The organism is Exiguobacterium sp. s7, assembly GCF_018618195.1.
Lineage (GTDB): Bacteria > Bacillota > Bacilli > Exiguobacteriales > Exiguobacteriaceae > Exiguobacterium > Exiguobacterium mexicanum_A.
Genome location: NZ_JACSLO010000002.1, coordinates 203,977 through 220,669 on the forward strand (window position 1 = coordinate 203,977; position 16,693 = coordinate 220,669).

General features: G+C 54.3%; 15 protein-coding genes. 12 read left to right on the forward strand and 3 right to left on the reverse strand.

The features are described 5' to 3' along the window. Positions 1–2 precede the first annotated feature (2 nt). The 5 genes from KNP79_RS03595 (at position 3) to KNP79_RS03615 (ending at position 7,144) form a co-directional block, all read left to right on the forward strand. Positions 3–1,517, forward strand: a complete 1,515-nt coding sequence (locus tag KNP79_RS03595; RefSeq protein ID WP_034778170.1) for a flotillin lipid rafts scaffold protein FloT — start codon at positions 3–5, stop codon at positions 1,515–1,517. A gap of 138 nt (positions 1,518–1,655) precedes the next feature. Further along, the gene (locus KNP79_RS03600) at positions 1,656–2,627 is read left to right on the forward strand and encodes a BMP family lipoprotein (protein WP_034778167.1); all 972 of its coding nucleotides are present in this window, start codon (positions 1,656–1,658) and stop codon (positions 2,625–2,627) included. Beyond that, complete coding sequence (locus KNP79_RS03605; protein WP_214712729.1) at positions 2,624–4,267, forward strand: methyl-accepting chemotaxis protein; 1,644 nt, start codon at positions 2,624–2,626, stop codon at positions 4,265–4,267. The genes KNP79_RS03600 and KNP79_RS03605 overlap by 4 nt, the downstream gene beginning before the upstream one ends. A 155-nt stretch (positions 4,268–4,422) precedes the next feature. Continuing rightward, positions 4,423–4,992, forward strand: a complete 570-nt coding sequence (locus KNP79_RS03610; protein WP_034778163.1) for a helix-hairpin-helix domain-containing protein — start codon at positions 4,423–4,425, stop codon at positions 4,990–4,992. Between the two features lies 1 nt (position 4,993). Then, entirely contained in the window at positions 4,994–7,144 is a 2,151-nt protein-coding gene (locus KNP79_RS03615) for a ComEC/Rec2 family competence protein (RefSeq protein WP_215191315.1), read from the forward strand. A 41-nt stretch (positions 7,145–7,185) separates the two neighbouring features. Here KNP79_RS03615 and KNP79_RS03620 read toward each other — a convergent pair whose 3' ends face one another. Continuing rightward, positions 7,186–7,350, reverse strand: a complete 165-nt coding sequence (locus tag KNP79_RS03620) for a YqzM family protein (protein WP_016508105.1) — start codon at positions 7,348–7,350, stop codon at positions 7,186–7,188. A gap of 90 nt (positions 7,351–7,440) precedes the next feature. Between KNP79_RS03620 and holA the strand changes: the two genes are divergently transcribed. Both holA and KNP79_RS03630 read left to right on the forward strand, forming a co-directional pair. After that, on the forward strand, positions 7,441–8,451 hold the full coding sequence (holA, locus tag KNP79_RS03625) for a DNA polymerase III subunit delta (RefSeq protein WP_371743414.1): 1,011 nt from the start codon (positions 7,441–7,443) through the stop codon (positions 8,449–8,451). Positions 8,452–8,460: 9 nt separating this feature from the next. Continuing rightward, positions 8,461–8,895, forward strand: coding sequence for a GNAT family N-acetyltransferase (locus tag KNP79_RS03630; protein WP_034778154.1), 435 nt, complete (start codon positions 8,461–8,463; stop codon positions 8,893–8,895). Positions 8,896–8,925: 30 nt separating this feature from the next. Here KNP79_RS03630 and rpsT read toward each other — a convergent pair whose 3' ends face one another. Continuing rightward, positions 8,926–9,186, reverse strand: coding sequence for a 30S ribosomal protein S20 (gene rpsT / locus KNP79_RS03635; protein ID WP_034778152.1), 261 nt, complete (start codon positions 9,184–9,186; stop codon positions 8,926–8,928). A 219-nt stretch (positions 9,187–9,405) separates the two neighbouring features. Between rpsT and lepA the strand changes: the two genes are divergently transcribed. The 5 genes from lepA (at position 9,406) to hemW (ending at position 15,984) form a co-directional block, all read left to right on the forward strand. Continuing rightward, the gene (gene lepA / locus KNP79_RS03640) at positions 9,406–11,229 is read left to right on the forward strand and encodes a translation elongation factor 4 (RefSeq protein WP_215191319.1); all 1,824 of its coding nucleotides are present in this window, start codon (positions 9,406–9,408) and stop codon (positions 11,227–11,229) included. A 108-nt stretch (positions 11,230–11,337) separates the two neighbouring features. Next, entirely contained in the window at positions 11,338–12,411 is a 1,074-nt protein-coding gene (gene serC / locus KNP79_RS03645) for a 3-phosphoserine/phosphohydroxythreonine transaminase (RefSeq protein WP_214712723.1), read from the forward strand. After that, positions 12,389–13,552: a 3-phosphoglycerate dehydrogenase family protein gene (locus tag KNP79_RS03650; RefSeq protein ID WP_214712722.1), complete on the forward strand. Its 1,164-nt coding sequence runs from the start codon at positions 12,389–12,391 to the stop codon at positions 13,550–13,552. Before serC ends, KNP79_RS03650 begins: the two co-directional genes overlap by 23 nt. A 12-nt stretch (positions 13,553–13,564) precedes the next feature. Continuing rightward, the gene (locus KNP79_RS03655; protein WP_215191321.1) at positions 13,565–14,749 is read left to right on the forward strand and encodes a DUF1015 domain-containing protein; all 1,185 of its coding nucleotides are present in this window, start codon (positions 13,565–13,567) and stop codon (positions 14,747–14,749) included. Positions 14,750–14,814: 65 nt separating this feature from the next. Continuing rightward, a complete protein-coding gene (hemW, locus tag KNP79_RS03660; protein WP_214753068.1) occupies positions 14,815–15,984 on the forward strand; it encodes a radical SAM family heme chaperone HemW in 1,170 nt (389 codons plus the stop codon). A 41-nt stretch (positions 15,985–16,025) separates the two neighbouring features. Here hemW and KNP79_RS03665 read toward each other — a convergent pair whose 3' ends face one another. Next, complete coding sequence (locus KNP79_RS03665) at positions 16,026–16,631, reverse strand: DUF1054 domain-containing protein (RefSeq protein ID WP_034778142.1); 606 nt, start codon at positions 16,629–16,631, stop codon at positions 16,026–16,028. Positions 16,632–16,693 lie beyond the last annotated feature (62 nt).

Sequence of the window (16,693 nt, forward strand, 5' to 3'; positions counted from 1 at the left end):
TTATGAGCACAGCCATATTAGCCAGTATTATCGTCGGGGTGATTTTGCTCGCCTTGATTTTCGTCTTCGTGTTGAAGTATCGCACGGTCGGACCAGATGAGGCGCTCATCGTCACCGGCAGTTACTTAGGGAAAAAGAACGTCCATAGCGACGCGTCGGGCAACCGTGTAAAGATTATCCGCGGGGGCGGAACGTTCGTCTTGCCGGTGTTCCAGCAAGCGGAACCGCTCAGCCTTCTTTCGAGCAAACTTGAAGTGACGACGCCGGAAGTGTACACCGAGCAAGGCGTACCGGTCATGGCGGACGGTACGGCCATCATCAAAATCGGTGGCTCGATCAGCGAGATCGCCACGGCGGCCGAGCAGTTCCTCGGCAAACCGAAAATCGAACGCGAGAACGAGGCGAAAGAAGTGCTCGAAGGTCACCTCCGTTCCATCCTCGGTTCGATGACAGTTGAAGAGATTTATAAGAACCGCGATAAGTTCTCACAAGAAGTCCAACGCGTCGCCTCACAAGACTTGGCGAAAATGGGGCTCGTCATCGTGTCGTTCACGATTAAAGATGTTCGTGACAAGAACGGCTATCTCGAATCACTCGGGAAACCACGAATCGCGCAAGTGAAACGCGATGCTGATATCGCAACGGCCGAAGCGGACAAAGAGACACGCATCAAACAAGCAGAAGCGATGAAAGACGCGAAGAAAGCTGAACTCGAACGGGCTTCGGAAATCGCAGAAGCCGAGAAAGAGAACCAGCTCCGCATCGCCGCCTATCGTCGTGAGCAAGACGTCGCCAAGGCCCGGGCCGACCAAGCGTATGAACTTGAAGAAGCCCGCGCCAAACAAGAAGTCACCGAGCAACAGATGCAAGTCCAAATCATCGAGCGTCAAAAGCAAATCGAGCTCGAAGAGAAAGAAATCATGCGTCGTGAGAAACAATACGATTCAGAAGTGAAGAAAAAGGCCGACGCCGACCGCTATGCCATCGAACAGTCAGCGGAAGCCGACAAGGCGCGTCAAATCGCCTCGGCCGATGCCGAGAAATATCGTATCGAAGCGGAAGCGAAAGCTGACGCCGAACGCGTTCGTCTCGCCGGTGTGGCCGAAGCGGACTCGGAACGGGCCAAAGGGGAAGCCGAAGCCGAGATTATCCGCTTGACGGGTCTCGCCGAAGCCGAAGCGAAACAAAAAATCGCCGAAGCGTTCGAACAGTATGGACAGGCTGCCATTCTCGACATGGTCGTCAAGATGCTTCCGGACTATGCGAAACAGATTGCAGCACCGCTTGGCAATATCGACAAGATCACGGTCGTCGATACGGGCAGCGGGAAAGATGGGGGTGCCGGCAAAGTCACAGGCTACGCTACAGACTTGATGGCATCGCTCCAACAGACGCTCAAAGCGTCGTCAGGAATCGACATGAAAGATTTACTCGACAATTTTGCCGGGAAAGGCAACGTCCAGCCGAGCGCGAATCGCGAATTGAGCGAATCGACGTTCGCCGCGACCGAAGAGTGAGCCGAGAGCCACAGACAATAGTCTGTGGCTTTTTTGTTTCGTGCGGATTCCTCTAAATTTGATAGGAAAGACTTCAAACTCGATCGGTTTCTGACGATAAGGGAGATGTCAGACCATTAGAGAGAGGAAGTAGCTATTATGAAGAAATCACTCATCATCGGCTTGTTGGCCGCATGTGTGACTTGGTTGCCCGGTTGTCAGTCTGTCATCGACCAACCGGAACAAACCGTGGAAACACGTCAATCGATGGGCGTCGTCTTGTCCGATGTTGGTCTCGGGGACCAATCGTTCAGCGACGCGGCGATGCGCGGCATGGGGCAACTCCGGGAGACAGGGAAATGGTTCGTCGACTATCGCGAGCTTGCCGAGACGGAGACATATAAAGCGGGGTTCGAACAGCTCGTCGCGGACGGACATGATGTTATCATCGGTCTTGGTTTCGCATGTCAGACGGATCTTGAAGCGGTGGCGGCCGAACATCCAGAGCAACAGTTCGCGTTGATTGATGCCGTATCGACGTTACCGAACGTCATCTCGGTGACGTTCCAAGAGACGGAAGGCAGTGCACTCGCCGGGGCAGTCGCGGGGCTCGAGACGGAATCGAATAAAATCGGTTTCATCGGGGGTGTCGACAACGAGCTGATTCAAAAATTCGGGACCGGCTTCGAGCTCGGTGCAAAAGGCGTGAATGAAGACGTAACGATGCTCGTCGATTACGCCAACGATTTTGCCTCGCCTGAAATCGGACGTAAGTTGGCAGAGAAACAGATTGAAGCCGGAGCGGACGTGCTGTACGCCGCTGCAGGACTGACAGGGGTCGGTGTCTTAGAAGCAGCGGAACGGAACGGCGTGAAAGCGATTGGCGTCGATAGCGACCAATCGATGATCGCACCGGACGCGGTCATCACGTCGATGTTGAAACAAGTCGATTTGGCCATCGTCGAAATCGCGGATCGGGTCGAAGCGAAGGCGTTCAACGCTCACGTCGAACTCGGGATCGATCAAGGCGGTGTCGGTTTGGCCGCTCTTCGTCGTGTCCAATGGGATGACGACGAGACAAAACGGTTCGAGGCGTTTCAGAAACAGTTGATGGAGGGGACGCTGAAATGAGCTTACGGAAACGGTTCATCTTTTCGACCGTGTTCACGGTCTTATTGATTGTCTTGATGATGAGTTATGTCTTGTCGACGTTGAATCGTCTGCAAACTTATAACGAGCAGTACGGCACCCAGATGATTGAGTTGTCCCAACTCGAGACGTCGCTCTTGCAGGAGCAGTCCCTTTGGACCTCGCTCGGTGAGCAGATGAGCCAATCGACGCTCACGCAGCTCGAGCGGATTCGGACGACAAACACGGAGACGTTTACGACATTGAAACAGACGTATCTTATTCCTGAATTTGCGAACCACCTCGAACGTGCGACGATGAAGTACGAGCGAATCGGAGCGGAGGTCGAGGCGGCCGAGGCCGGCGGAATCGCCGCCCGGATTCAAGCGGCGAAGCTTGAAGGGGTATTGAACGATGTGAATACGCTCCTCTTGAAAAATGGAACATTCTACGAGGCGTTACAAGCCGAGGCGGCGAGTGAGACAAAACGTCTCCTGCTCGTGTCCGTATTGTTGACGGTCTTTGTCATCGTCGCACTCAGTGTATACAACTTCTTCTTCGCCCGCTCGATCACCCACCCACTCGAACGCAACGTCGAGGCGGCGGAAGCGATCGCGGCCGGACGATTGATCACGCTGCCGGATTCGACGAGACGTGATGAAATCGGACGCTTAGAACGAGCGATGCGGGAAATGACGATGTCGCTCCAGACGGTCATCGGTTCCATCCGTGTCACGTCGATGAAAGTGAACGATATGACAGAGACGGCGGCTGCTGAGAACGAGGCCGTGGTCAGTACGACATCGAACATCACGAATGCGGTCGATGAGATGGCGAACGGGGCCCAGTCGATTGCGACCGAACTGCAAGAGACACTTGAATCGGTCGGCATCATGGCGACCTCGTTCGAGACAAGTTTGAACCAGACGAAGCAGACGACCGAACAGACGTCTGAGATGACACGCGAAGTCGCAGCCGGCATCGAGACGTTGACGGACCAGGAAGCGATTTTAGCACGTTCGAGCGAACGTAACGCATCGCTCGTCAACCGGATGGATGATTTCGCCCGGAAAACAGAAGAAATCGAAAAAATGGCGAAGCTCGTGGAAGATGTCGCCGCCCAGACGAACTTGCTCGCCTTGAATGCGGCCATCGAGGCTGCACGGGCAGGGGAGGCAGGACGAGGTTTTGCAGTCGTCGCCAGCGAAGTGAAGAAATTGGCCGAGGAGAGCAACGTGGCGACACGTTCTATCTTTGGTGTCGTCCAGACGATCCGGGACGAGGTCGTCCGCTTGACGGACATGGTCGAAGAGTCGAGTCGGGAACAGACGGCACAGCTCGAGGCGTTCGGAATGACGAAGCAGGCGTTCAACCGAATCCATGACCGCACGGACCACGTCGCCTCGTTTGTCAGTACGATTGAACGCGAGATGGTCGCGTCGAGTTCGGAAGTGACGAACGTCTTGAAACGGGTTGAAGAAGTGAGCGGTGTAACCGAGGAACTTGCGGCGGGGAACGAAGAAGTCGCAGCCTCGATGAAAGAGCAGCAAGCGAGCTTCGATCAGATTTTCGCTTTGATGCAAGAGTTAGAAGGGCAAGCCGCGGCACTCGCGAGCCAAGTCCAACATTTTGAAGAGCACTGAGACAAGTTTCGGCTTGTCTCTTTTTTGTCGTCTCGTTATGTACGGGAAGCGGATGCCTTCGTCCGATAGGCGCGTGGAAAACGACGAGTTCGGCCTCGGCACAGATGACAACGTTTCTTCATACTATAGAAAAGACTCGCTCGAGGAGGGGACGTATGGAGAAGTGGAAACGATATGTCGTCGTGCTGCTGATTGGACTGTTTATCGGGGTGGGCTATATGTTTTATTCGAAAGAACCGGAGACGCCGATGGTCGAACAGTTCGTGGCGACACCCGAACCGGAAGTCGAGCCGAGCGTCCCGACCGAAATCGTCGTCTATGTGACCGGGGCGGTCGAGGCACCGGACATGTATACGATGCCACAAGGGGCGCGTGTCGGTGACGTGTTGTCACTCGCTGTCTTGACGGATGAGGCCGACCCTGAGCAATTGAACTTGGCCCAACTGCTCGTCGATGGGACGAAAGTGAGCGTCCCGAAAAAAGGAGAGACGGTCGTTGTGCCGGCCGCTGAAGAAGCGAGCGGGGGGACGAACGGGGTCCATGTCAACAGTGCGACGAAGGACGAACTGATGACCGTACCGGGCATCGGCCCGGCCAAAGCCGAGGCGATTCTCAATCATTTGAAACAACATGGGCCGTTCAAGTCATACGAAGAGATTGGCAACGTCAAAGGATTCGGGGAGAAGACGTTAGAAAGCATGGAAGGCTATTTATTGGTCCCGTGACATGCCGCTGTATCCACTATTGCCGATCAGCCTATTCATTGCCGGGATGTACGGGTCGGTCGCCCTCTGCCTCCTGTTGTCTGTCGCCATCGCGTTCACCTGTCGCGGTCAATCCGTCTATGCGCATATCGGCGCCGTCCTGCTCGTCCTGTTCGTGTTCGTACGTCCTGACGCCGAACCGTTGCCGGAGGCCGGGCCCTATCTGTTCGCCATCGAGAGCCGGCGGGACAACGGACTATCAGCGCGGCTGTATGGACAAATCGACGGGACGGAAGGTGTGTTGACCGGTCGTGACCTCGCACTCGGTCGTCCCGGAGAGACGTGCCTCGTCACGTTCACGCACATCCCGTTCGCACCGCTGCGTAATACGGGCGGATTCAATGAGTCGGCGTGGGCGCTCGGAGCCGGTCTGACGTTCAAAGGGAGTGACGTCGCCATCGAGGCGTGTCGTCCGAGTGACGGGATAGCTGGGCGGATGCTCCGCTGGAAAGAACGGCAGCTCGCGAGAATCGAGGCAACGTATCGACCAGATGTGGCGCTATACATGGAGGCGTTATTGTTTGGGGAGAGCCGATTGCTCGATGAAGACACCTCGTTCTCTTACCGGGTCACGGGTCTGCTTCATCTGCTCGTTATCTCCGGGTCACATATCGCGCTCCTCGTTTTGGCGTTCCGTTGGCTGATGCGCGGTTTGCCGTTTCGTCAGGAGACGAAGACGCAACTCATCATCGCCGCGGTCACGCTGTTCGGCTGGCTGACCGGGTTTTCGCCACCGGTCGCACGGGCCGTTCTCGTCGCCGATCTGTTGCTCGGGTTGTCGCTGTTCGGCTACCGTGTCCGTGACCCGATTCGGTTACTGAGTTGGTGTGCCGCGATGCTACTCGCCGTGCAACCTTATCTGTTCTGGAATCTAGGGTTTCAATTGACGGTCGCGATGACGATATTTTTGCTCGTGACCCGGTCGATTTGGAAGGGGCCGTTCGGATTGGCCATCTATGCGCAATGGTTCGGTCTCATCTTCCTATGGCCCGTGCAACCAATTCTATCGATGTTGGCACCGGTATATAACGTGCTCGTCGGGCTGTTGATCTCTTGGTTCATCATCCCGATCACACTGCTCTCGTACCTCGTACCGACGGCCGAACCACTCCTCTATCCGGTCCTCGACGGGTTGAACGGGACGTTCCAACTGCACCATGACTGGCAGCCGTGGCTCCCGTTGCACGAGTTCACGTTTTGGCACGCTGTAACGCTCGCTGCCGTGCTGTGGGGTGGGTTGATCTTACTCGAATGGAAGCGCTGGACGGGCTGGGCGCTGGCCGTCAGTTCCCTTTTCTTCCTTCACGTCTCGTTGGAATGGACCGAACAGCCACGCGTCACGTTTCTAGATGTCGGGCAGGGCGATGCCATCGTCGTCGAGTATGGGGGTGTGACCGGGGTCATCGATGTCGGCGGAGTGTTTCAAGACCCGAAGGAATCGAAACGGTCCACGTATGATCCGGGAGCGGATGTCGTCGCCCCGTACATATGGAAGCGAGGGGAGACGCGTCTCGATTTCTTGCTGCTTACCCATGCCGATCATGATCATGTCGGCGGACTGTCCGGTTTGCTCTCGTCCATCGAAGTCGATGAGGTGTGGCTCTCGGCGGAAGTAGCGGATCAAGGCAAACGAGACGAGTTACTGGCCGAGCTGGCGGCTTATCAAGTCCCGGTCCGGCTCCTGTCGAGCGGGGACAGGCCGTACCCGTGGATGTGGGTCGTCGCCCCGGACGAGTCAGGAGAGGATGAGAATGCGAACTCGGTGTCACTGTTCATGAAAGTCGGGGACCTCACTTATTTATTGACCGGAGACTTACCGGACACACGGGAAGGGATGATCCCGACCGTCGACGTCGATGTATTCAAGCTCGGACATCACGGGGCGGACTCATCCTCGAGTCGTGAGTTGATTGAGCGGGTCGATCCGGAATGGATTGTCGTCAGCGTCGGGGCGAACAATCGCTACGGTCACCCCCACCCCGATACGTTAGAGCGAATCGAAGGAAGACGGTTATTGCGGACGGACGAGGACGGGATGGTCGTCTGTGAACGAAATCGCTGTCGCGGGATCGTAACGAGGGGGGGTCACTCCAAGAAATCTATGATAAACTAAAAAAGCGATTGCTCCCCCGGGGCAATCGCTTTCTGACAGACTTATAAGCTCAAGAACTTGATGAGGACACCGATCGCGAAGATGGTGAAGAAAAAGCCGAACGGGACGATGAAGCCGATTGCTGAATCGATGGCATCGTTACGTTTGCACTGCACGTCGTTCTCGAACGGGTTTTCGCTTTGTGGGCGAACAGAGTTAATATGCATAGTGAGTCCCTCCTTGAAATGGTTCCGTCCTAAGTATAGCGAATCAGTGAAGGATAATCTATGTTTAGATAAGAATAAATTGTGAAAGTGGTGTGTGTTTTGAATGAACCGTGGCTGCATAACGGAAAGTTGTCGAACGTGTATGTCCTATTTGGGACAGAGAAATATTTACTAGAGACGTGGGAACGGTCGATCATCAAAGCCGCCAACCCGTCTGGTGATCAATTTGATGTCATGCAGCTCGACTTGCACGAGACGTCACTCGATACGGCGCTTGATGAAGCGGAGACGGTACCTTTTTTCAGTGAGTATCGGACCGTCATCGTCAAACATGCCCAGTTTTTGACGGGGGCGAAAGAAAAGCAGAAACAAAACGTCGAGCGCTTGACGGATTACGTCTTACAACCGGCTCCTTACTCTGTGCTCGTCTTTGTCATTGAAGCGGAAAAACTCGATGAACGAAAAAAAGTTGTCAAACGCCTGAAAGAACGGGCCATCGTCCTCGAAGCGAAAAAACCGAGCCAATCCGAATTAATGCGTTACGTCGGCGACGAATTGAATCGTCGTGGTCAAAAGATGGAGCGGGCGACCGTCGAGCGTCTGTTGTTCCTCTGTCAGGACGATTGGGGAAAACTCGTGCGCGAGCTTGAGAAATTACAACTCTATGCGAGTGAAGGCGCCGACATCCCGATGGAGATCGTCAACGACTTGGTCCCGCGGACGCTCGAGGATAACGTATTCCAGCTATCCGAGTTTTTAGTGGCCCGACGTGCGGATGCTGCGCTTCGGCTTGTACGGGACTTGGAGAAACAGGGGCAGGAATTGATCGGTCTGTTGTCGCTCCTCGCCCGGCAGTACCGGAATATGTATCTGGCCAAACAGTTGACCGAGAAAGGTTATGGCGAGAAGCAGATCGCCTCGAAAATCGGGGCGCATCCATATACGGTAAAACTCGCCTCACAAGCGAGCCGGAATTTCTCAGAGGCCCAGCTCGCCCGGGCGCTGACGATGATTGCCGATGCGGACGAGGCGATGAAGACGGGACGGGGCGACAAGCAACTCGTCTTTGACACACTCGTCTGCCAATTAACGTTACTGTGAGGTGAAGACATGGGATTACAGGAAGTGAGACTCGTGGACGTGATTCCGCTCCGGCATGAAGTGTTACGGCCGGGACAGGCAGTCGAGACATGTTATTTTGAAGGGGATGACGCCGAGACGACACGCCACTATGCCTGGGTCGAAGACGGTCGTGTCGTGTCGATTGCGACCGTGATGGAAGTGGGGCGTGACTTCGACGGTCAGACGGTGCCGTATCAGCTCAGAGGGATGGCAACGGACCCGGCATTTGCTGGCCAAGGAATTGGCTCGTCCTTTTTACAGGCGTTGCATGAAGCGGTCAGTGATTCGTGGTGGTGCAACGCTCGAGCGATCGCCGTCCGGTTCTATGAACGGAACGGATTGGTGACGGTCGGTGACGCGTTCGACATTCCAGGGATTGGACCCCATTATGTGATGAAGTACGAAAAAACAGCCGGCTCCTAATGGAGGCGGCTGTTTCGTTTTAGTCTCTAATTAGAGAGCTGCGATGCGAGCTGCGAGACGTGATTTGTCACGACCTGCTTTGTTTTGGTGGATTAGACCTTTTGCTGCAGCCTTGTCGATTTTCTTCGTAGCGAGGACGAAAGCTTCTTGAGCCGCTTCTTTGTTACCTTCTACAACGAGAGTATCAACACGTTTTACTGCTGTACGCATTGCTGCTTTCTCTTGCGAGTTCGCTACGCGACGCTTTTCAGAAGTTTTTGCACGTTTGATTGCTGATTTGATATTTGCCATGTTATTTCACCTCCTGAAACAAGAAAGTGTATGTTCTCATTACTTCAAGTAATCATTCAACAGAACAAGCACAATTGTAGCAAACGGTTATTCGAAAAGCAACCACTTGATGATTATTCTGAAAACTATATGTGGTATTGTTGTAGTAGGTCGTACACATTAACTTAGGATTTTGATATAATGACACGGTATGTATGAGAAGGACAGGTGAACCCATATATGAACAAACAAGAATTAGAGAATCGTCAAAAGAAGATTCGTAACTTTTCCATCATCGCTCACATCGACCATGGGAAGTCGACACTCGCTGACCGGATTCTCGAGAGAACTGGTGCGCTTACAGCACGTGAAATGAAAGAACAGACACTTGACGCCATGGACCTTGAACGGGAGCGTGGCATCACGATCAAGTTGAACGCTGTTAAGTTGAACTATACCGCAAAAGACGGTGAAGAGTATATTCTTCACTTGATCGATACACCGGGACACGTCGACTTCACATATGAAGTATCCCGTTCACTTGCGGCTTGCGAAGGCGCAGTGCTTGTCGTTGATGCGGCGCAAGGAATCGAAGCTCAAACGCTTGCAAACGTTTATCTTGCGCTCGATAACGACCTTGAAATCATCCCGGTCATCAACAAAATTGATTTGCCGTCGGCCGATGTCGAACGTGTCCGTCAAGAGATCGAAGATGTAATCGGGCTCGACGCAAGTGATGCTGTGCCAGCTTCTGCTAAAGCGGGGATCGGGATTGAAGAGATTCTCGAGCAAGTCGTTGAACTCGTTCCGCCGCCGACTGGTGACCCGTCAGCACCACTTCAAGCGTTAATTTTCGACTCGTATTATGACGCCTACCGTGGTGTTGTCGCTTCGATCCGAATTGTCAACGGTTCAGTCAAAGTCGGTGACAAGGTTCAAATGATGTCGACTGGTAAATCATTTGAAGTAACGGATCTTGGTGTCTCAACACCGAAACCGGTCTCGGTGAAGGAATTGAACGTCGGAGACGTTGGTACGCTATCGGCATCGATTAAAACGGTCGGTGATGTGCGCGTCGGTGATACGATCACCCTTGCGAAAAATCCATCGACGGAACAGCTCCCGGGTTACCGGAAGATGAACCCAATGGTGTATTGTGGTCTGTATCCAATCGATGCCGCCAAATATAACGACTTGCGCGAAGCGCTCGAACGACTCCAGTTGTCGGATGCGGCACTCGAATTCGAGCCGGAGACGTCACAAGCACTCGGCTTTGGCTTCCGTAGCGGATTCCTCGGCATGCTCCACATGGAGATCATCCAAGAGCGAATCGAGCGTGAGTTCGGGATCGACTTGATCACGACGGCACCGTCGGTAATCTATCACGTCACGACGACGGCGGGCGACGTTATCCATGTCGATAACCCGTCGAAAATGCCGGAACAACAAAAAGTCGAGTCGATTGAAGAGCCGTACGTCAAAGCGGCCATCATGACACCGAATGACTATGTCGGCGCCATCATGGAGCTCTGTCAGAAGAAGCGCGGCAGTTTCATCGACATGCAGTATATCGATACGACGCGTGTCAAAATCACGTATGACATCCCGCTCAGTGAAATCGTCTATGACTTCTTCGACCAGTTGAAGTCGAGCACGAAAGGATATGCGTCGCTTGATTACGACTTGATTGGTTACCGCCCGTCACGCCTCGTCAAGATGGATATCCTCCTCAACAACGAACTTGTCGATGCGCTCAGCTTCATCGTGCACCGCGATTTTGCCTACGAACGTGGGAAGGTCATCGTTGAGAAATTGAAGGCGCTCATTCCGCGTATGCAGTTCGAAGTGCCGATTCAGGCAGCGGTCGGAACGAAGATCGTGGCCCGTTCGACGATCAAGGCGCTCCGTAAAAACGTCCTCGCCAAATGTTACGGCGGCGATATCTCACGGAAACGTAAATTGCTCGAGAAACAAAAAGAAGGTAAAAAGCGCATGAAGATGGTTGGTTCTGTCGAAGTGCCGCAAGAAGCGTTCATGTCCGTCTTGTCGATGGACGAAGAATAATCGTTCGCCCTTATCTACGGATGAGGGCGTTTTTTTCGTATTTGGCAGGATTCGGTGGGCCAGGTACGGAATAGTACCCACTTACAGATAAATAGAGGAGGAGTGGCGGTGTCGATATATAATTTTTCAGCAGGGCCGGGCGTATTGCCAGAACCTGTCTTACGAGAAGTGCAAGCCGAGTTTCTTTCCTATAAACAAGGGGTGTCCATCGTCGAGATGAGTCACCGCTCCGACACGTTCGCGACAATCGTCGAGCAGCTCGAGACGAGACTGCGGCGATTGATGCAGATTCCAGACGATTACGCCGTCCTGTTCCTTCAAGGTGGGGCGACGCTTCAATTTTCAATGGTGCCGATGAACCTGCGGGAATCGGGTCGCTTCGCCTATCTCGACAGTGGAACATGGTCGAAGAAAGCGATCAATGACGCAAAACACTTCGGTGACGTCATCGTCGCCGGTAGTTCAGCGTCATCCAACTACGACGCAATCCCGGAGTGGCCGGAACATATTCAGGATGTGGATTATCTTCACGTGACGTTGAACAATACGATCGAAGGTACGCGCTACACGACGTTGCCGGATACGAACGTCCCGCTCGTCGCCGACATCTCGTCGAACATTTTAGCGGAAGCGATCGATGTACAGCGCTATGGTCTCTTGTACGCCGGTGCCCAAAAAAATATCGGTCCGGCCGGATTGACGATTGTCGTCATTCGTCGTGACTTGGTCACCGAGCGCGATTTGCCGTCGTATCTGGCTTACAGCAAGCATGTCGACACGCTACTTAACACCCCGTCGACGTTCAGTTTATATGTCGCTGAGCGGGTTCTCGCCTGGGTCGAGTCCGAAGGGGGCGTCGACGAGATGGAACGTCGCAACGAAAAGAAGAGCAAGCTGTTATATGACGCCTTGGATACGTCACCGGTATTTCGCGCGCTCGTCTCCGGCAAGGAACGGTCGCTGACGAATATCCCGTTCACGAGCGGAAATGACGCGACGGATGAAGCGTTCCGGCAGTTCGCGGAGATGCGCGGGTTGATCGAGCTCGGGGGTCATCGGTCGGTCGGGGGTCTTCGAGCGAGCCTTTATAATGCGATGCCACTTGAAGGTGTGACGCGTCTCATTGACGTGATGCACGAGTTTGAACAGGAGGGACAAGATGTTTCATATAAAAACGTATAACCAAATCGCCCAAGACGGGCTAAGACGCTTCGAACCGAGCGAGTACGCCGTCAATGATGCGGAGCAAGCCGACGCCTGGGTCATTCGGAGTCATGACGTCCATCAGGCGGACATCCCGCCCTATTTGCTGGCCATCGCCCGGGCCGGTGCCGGTGTGAACAACATTCCGCTCGAACGGTTGGCTCGTCAAGGGGTCGTCGTGTTCCATACACCGGGCGCGAATGCGAACGCCGTCAAGGAACTCGTGCTCGCCAGCATGCTGTTGTCGGTCCGACCGATTTTAGAAGGGACGAACTGGGTCAACGGTCATACGTTTTCCGATCAGGCGTCGCTCGAGCAGGCGATGGAAGACGAGAAGCGGCGCTTTGTCGGGTCTGAGCTAAGAGGCAAGCGAGTCGGGATCATCGGTCTCGGTGCGATCGGTGCGTCGCTCGCCAACGACTTGCTCCACCTCGGCATCGACGTCGTCGGCTACGACCCGCATTTATCGGTCGACGCGGCGTGGAACATCTCGCAACAAGTGAAGCGGGCGAAGCAGTTGAGCGAATTGCTCGCCGATGTCGATATCCTGTCGATTCATATGCCGCTCACCGATGACACGCGTCACATGATCGACGCGACGTGGTTCAAACAGATGAAACCGGGCGCCACCATCTTGAATTTCGCCCGCGGTGAGCTCGTGAACGATTCCGATTTGCTCGAGGCGCTCGATGAGAACGTGGCGACGTACATCACTGACTTCCCGAAACAGGCGCTGCTCGGTCATCCACAAGTCGTCGCCTTCCCGCATCTCGGGGCGTCGACGCACGAGTCTGAGGTGAACTGTGCGATTCAAGCCGTCGATACGCTCAAACTGTACTTAGAGACCGGTAACATTCGTAACTCGGCCAACTTCCCGAACGCGGAACTTCCGTATGTCGGGAAGCGGCGTTTGGCGGTACTTCATTTGAACGTCCCGAACATGGTCGGTCAAATCGCGAGCCGGCTCGCCGAAAACGGAATCAATATCGATAACATGGTCAACCGGAGCCGCAACGATGTGGCCTATACATTGATCGACATCGACAACCATAAACATGAGACGTTATCCGTGCATGCCCTATATGACATCGAGGGTGTCATGCGCGTCCGCGAATTTTAAGGAGGAATGACCATGGTCGTATTTAAACCGTTTGCCCCGTATATGCCGAAACACCCCGAGGCGGTCGCTGCCGCCCCGTACGATATCGTCACTGTCGAACAGGCGCGTGAAGACGTCGAACAGCGTCCTGATTCTTTTCTTTCGGTCGATAAACCAGAACTGTTCACGGCGGACATGCCGCTCGACGCCTGGGGACGCAGAGCCCGTCATGAGCTCGAACGGCTCTATGAATCAGAATTGACCGAGCGGACACATGGGTTTTACGTCTACCGGCTCACCGACCATGGACATGTGCAGACCGGACTCGTCGCCACGTTCTCGGTGACCGATTATGAGACGGGGAGAATCAAAATCCACGAGCACACACGTGAGGTGAAAGAGCGCGAACGGGTCGAACACGTATCGGCGACGAAAGCGCACACCGGCCCGATTTTGATGAGTCACGTCCCGGACGAAGGATTGCGTCGCATCTTGGACGACGCGACGACAGGAGAGGCGTTGTTCGCCTTCACGGACAGTGAAGGTGTCATCCATGAAGGCTATGCCGTGCCATCCAAGCATCAAGCACGCGTCATCATGCTCGGGGCAAGTATCCCAGCCCTCTATATCGCCGATGGACATCACCGGGCCAAAGCCGCAGCTGTCGTCGCCCGGAGCCCGATCCATGAAGCGGAATCGAAACAAGAGCGGGACCACTTCCTCGGCGTCTTGTTCCCGAGCGATGAGCTGACGATTTTGCCGTACCATCGCATTTTGAACGATGTGGCGCCAGAAGAAGTCAGAGCGTTGCTTGACGGTTTAGCTTTCTCGTATGAGATTGAATCGGTGCCTGCCTTACACGTCCCGAACGAACGGGGCACGTTCGGTTTGTCTTACCGGGGCGAGCATTTCATGCTCAAAAAACGGCAGGCGACGACGGCGCTCGACGTCGCGACGTTGCAACGGGATGTGCTCGAGCCGTATTTCCATGTCAAAGACGTACGGACGGACAAACGAATCGATTTCATCGGCGGCAAAGATGCCCCGACGCGCCTCGCCGACTTGGCTGAACGTGATGACGTCGTCGTGTTGACGTGTCACGCCACGGCGATGGAAGAGCTGATGCGCGTCGCCGACGAGAGCGGTCAAATGCCGCCGAAATCAACGTGGTTCGAACCGAAATTAAAGAGCGGTCTGTTCATTCATCGGTTCGATTGAACGTGCAGAGTGGCGTCACGGCGTGAAAAGCGTTATAAATGGAAGAGAAGAAAGGGGTGGCCGCCATGGCTAAAGCCGTATATCTTCACATTCCATTTTGTGAACATATTTGTTATTACTGTGATTTCAACAAGGTGTTCTTGAAGAACCAACCGGTTGATGACTATTTAGATGCATTAGAACGAGAAATCAAACTCTCGCTCGAACAATACCCGACCGATACGATTGAGACGATTTTTATCGGCGGCGGGACACCGACCGCCCTCAATGAGGCGCAGATGAAACGACTCATGGACATGGTCGCGCGTCACTTGCTCCCGCTCGCGTCGCCGGACCTCGAATACTCTATCGAGGCAAATCCGAACTTCGTGAGCGCCGAGAAGCTCGATACGATGAAACAAGGAGGGGTCAACCGCGTCAGTTTCGGCGTCCAGACGTTCGATGACGGTGGACTCGAACGAATCGGACGGACACACCGGGCCGATGACGTGTTCGCGACCGTGACGGAAGCGGCGAAGCGATTCGATAACATCTCGATCGACTTGATGTTCGGCTTGCCGGAACAGACGCTCGAACAGATCGAGCGCGACCTCGATTTGGCGTTCAAGCTCCCAATCCAACACGTGTCTTCCTATTCGTTGATTCTCGAGCCGCACACCGTGTTCGCGATTCAAGAGCGGAAAGGGAAGTTGCGCCTCCCGGGCGAGGACATCGAAGTCGAGATGTACTTGAAAGTGATGGAGACGCTCGAACGTCGAGGCTTGAAACAGTATGAGATCTCGAACTATAGCCTCAAAGGACGGGAGAGCCGTCATAACCAAGTGTACTGGCGCAACGAAGAGTATTATGGCTTCGGGGCCGGGGCGCACAGTTATTTGAACGGGGAGCGTCGAGCGAACATCGCGCCGATTCCGCACTATATCAAGGCGGAAGGGCTGCCGGTTCGCAATACGACGATGCTCGAGACGGTCGAGAAGATGGAAGAGGAACTGTTCCTCGGACTCCGGATGCGTCAAGGCGTGTCGTTTGCGACGTTCGAGTCGAAGTATGGTGTGTCGATGCGTTCGGTATTCGGGCATGTCTTGTCGGAACTCGAGGCAAAACGGTTGATCGAGACGACGGACACACACGTCCGCTTGACCGAATCTGGGCTCCCGCTCGCCAACGAGGCGTTCGCTGCCTTCATCGGCGAGGCACGGATGAGCGACTCACCGGAACAGACATCGATGTCATAACAAACAAGGGCGAACCCGGATTGGGTTCGCCCTTGTTTTGGTTATAAGACAAGATCGCGGTAAATCGGCATGAGCCGGCTGAACGTATCCTCGACGAGCGCCAGGAACGCGGCTTCGTTTTGCAGAATCGACGCATCGGCCGGAAGTTGACGACCGATCAAGAAGTCCGCTTTCTTCACCGTCGCGAACCGTTCTGTGATCGCCTCGATCGATTCAGCTGACGACTCCTCGACTAAGAACGCGTCTTTTTTCATATGATCCCCGGCGATATGGAAGTCCGGGAACTCTGATTTGAAGTCGATCGTCATGAGTCGACGGCCGATCGCTTCTTTGTTCGGCATCTCATAGATGAACGCGAGCCAGATGAAGACCCGGTCGTCGAATAATCCGACTTGGAAATGGGGATGCTTCTTATAGCCGCGTTTGTCATGGCCGATCGCCATCCACGTGTCTTTCGGTGGATTGACCGTCCGACGGGCATGTTTGGCGACATGCAAGTAAAGCGGGACACCGACATCGGCCTCGAGTTGGGGACCGACCTCTTCATAGATACGATGGAACAGCGGTTGAATCTCAGAGCGGATGCCTGCCATGCGGGCATCGAGTCCGTCTTGCGTGAATACGTTAAATTGTTGTGTTGTAAACATCTAATCACCTCAATTCGTATCATACCGAAACTTGAAGAAACATGCATACCGGAAGGCTCTAT

Excerpts from the sequence above, each read along its gene's own strand:
- KNP79_RS03595 (WP_034778170.1), top strand. The coding sequence starts at position 3 with ATGAGCACAGCCATATTAGCCAGTATTATCGTCGGGGTGATTTTGCTC.
- KNP79_RS03600 (WP_034778167.1), top strand. The coding sequence starts at position 1,656 with ATGAAGAAATCACTCATCATCGGCTTGTTGGCCGCATGTGTGACTTGG.
- KNP79_RS03605 (WP_214712729.1), top strand. The coding sequence starts at position 2,624 with ATGAGCTTACGGAAACGGTTCATCTTTTCGACCGTGTTCACGGTCTTA.
- KNP79_RS03610 (WP_034778163.1), top strand. The coding sequence starts at position 4,423 with ATGGAGAAGTGGAAACGATATGTCGTCGTGCTGCTGATTGGACTGTTT.
- KNP79_RS03615 (WP_215191315.1), top strand. The coding sequence starts at position 4,994 with ATGCCGCTGTATCCACTATTGCCGATCAGCCTATTCATTGCCGGGATG.
- KNP79_RS03620 (WP_016508105.1), bottom strand. The coding sequence starts at position 7,350 with ATGCATATTAACTCTGTTCGCCCACAAAGCGAAAACCCGTTCGAGAAC.
- KNP79_RS03630 (WP_034778154.1), top strand. The coding sequence starts at position 8,461 with ATGGGATTACAGGAAGTGAGACTCGTGGACGTGATTCCGCTCCGGCAT.
- rpsT (WP_034778152.1), bottom strand. The coding sequence starts at position 9,186 with ATGGCAAATATCAAATCAGCAATCAAACGTGCAAAAACTTCTGAAAAG.
- lepA (WP_215191319.1), top strand. The coding sequence starts at position 9,406 with ATGAACAAACAAGAATTAGAGAATCGTCAAAAGAAGATTCGTAACTTT.
- KNP79_RS03650 (WP_214712722.1), top strand. The coding sequence starts at position 12,389 with ATGTTTCATATAAAAACGTATAACCAAATCGCCCAAGACGGGCTAAGA.
- KNP79_RS03655 (WP_215191321.1), top strand. The coding sequence starts at position 13,565 with ATGGTCGTATTTAAACCGTTTGCCCCGTATATGCCGAAACACCCCGAG.
- hemW (WP_214753068.1), top strand. The coding sequence starts at position 14,815 with ATGGCTAAAGCCGTATATCTTCACATTCCATTTTGTGAACATATTTGT.
- KNP79_RS03665 (WP_034778142.1), bottom strand. The coding sequence starts at position 16,631 with ATGTTTACAACACAACAATTTAACGTATTCACGCAAGACGGACTCGAT.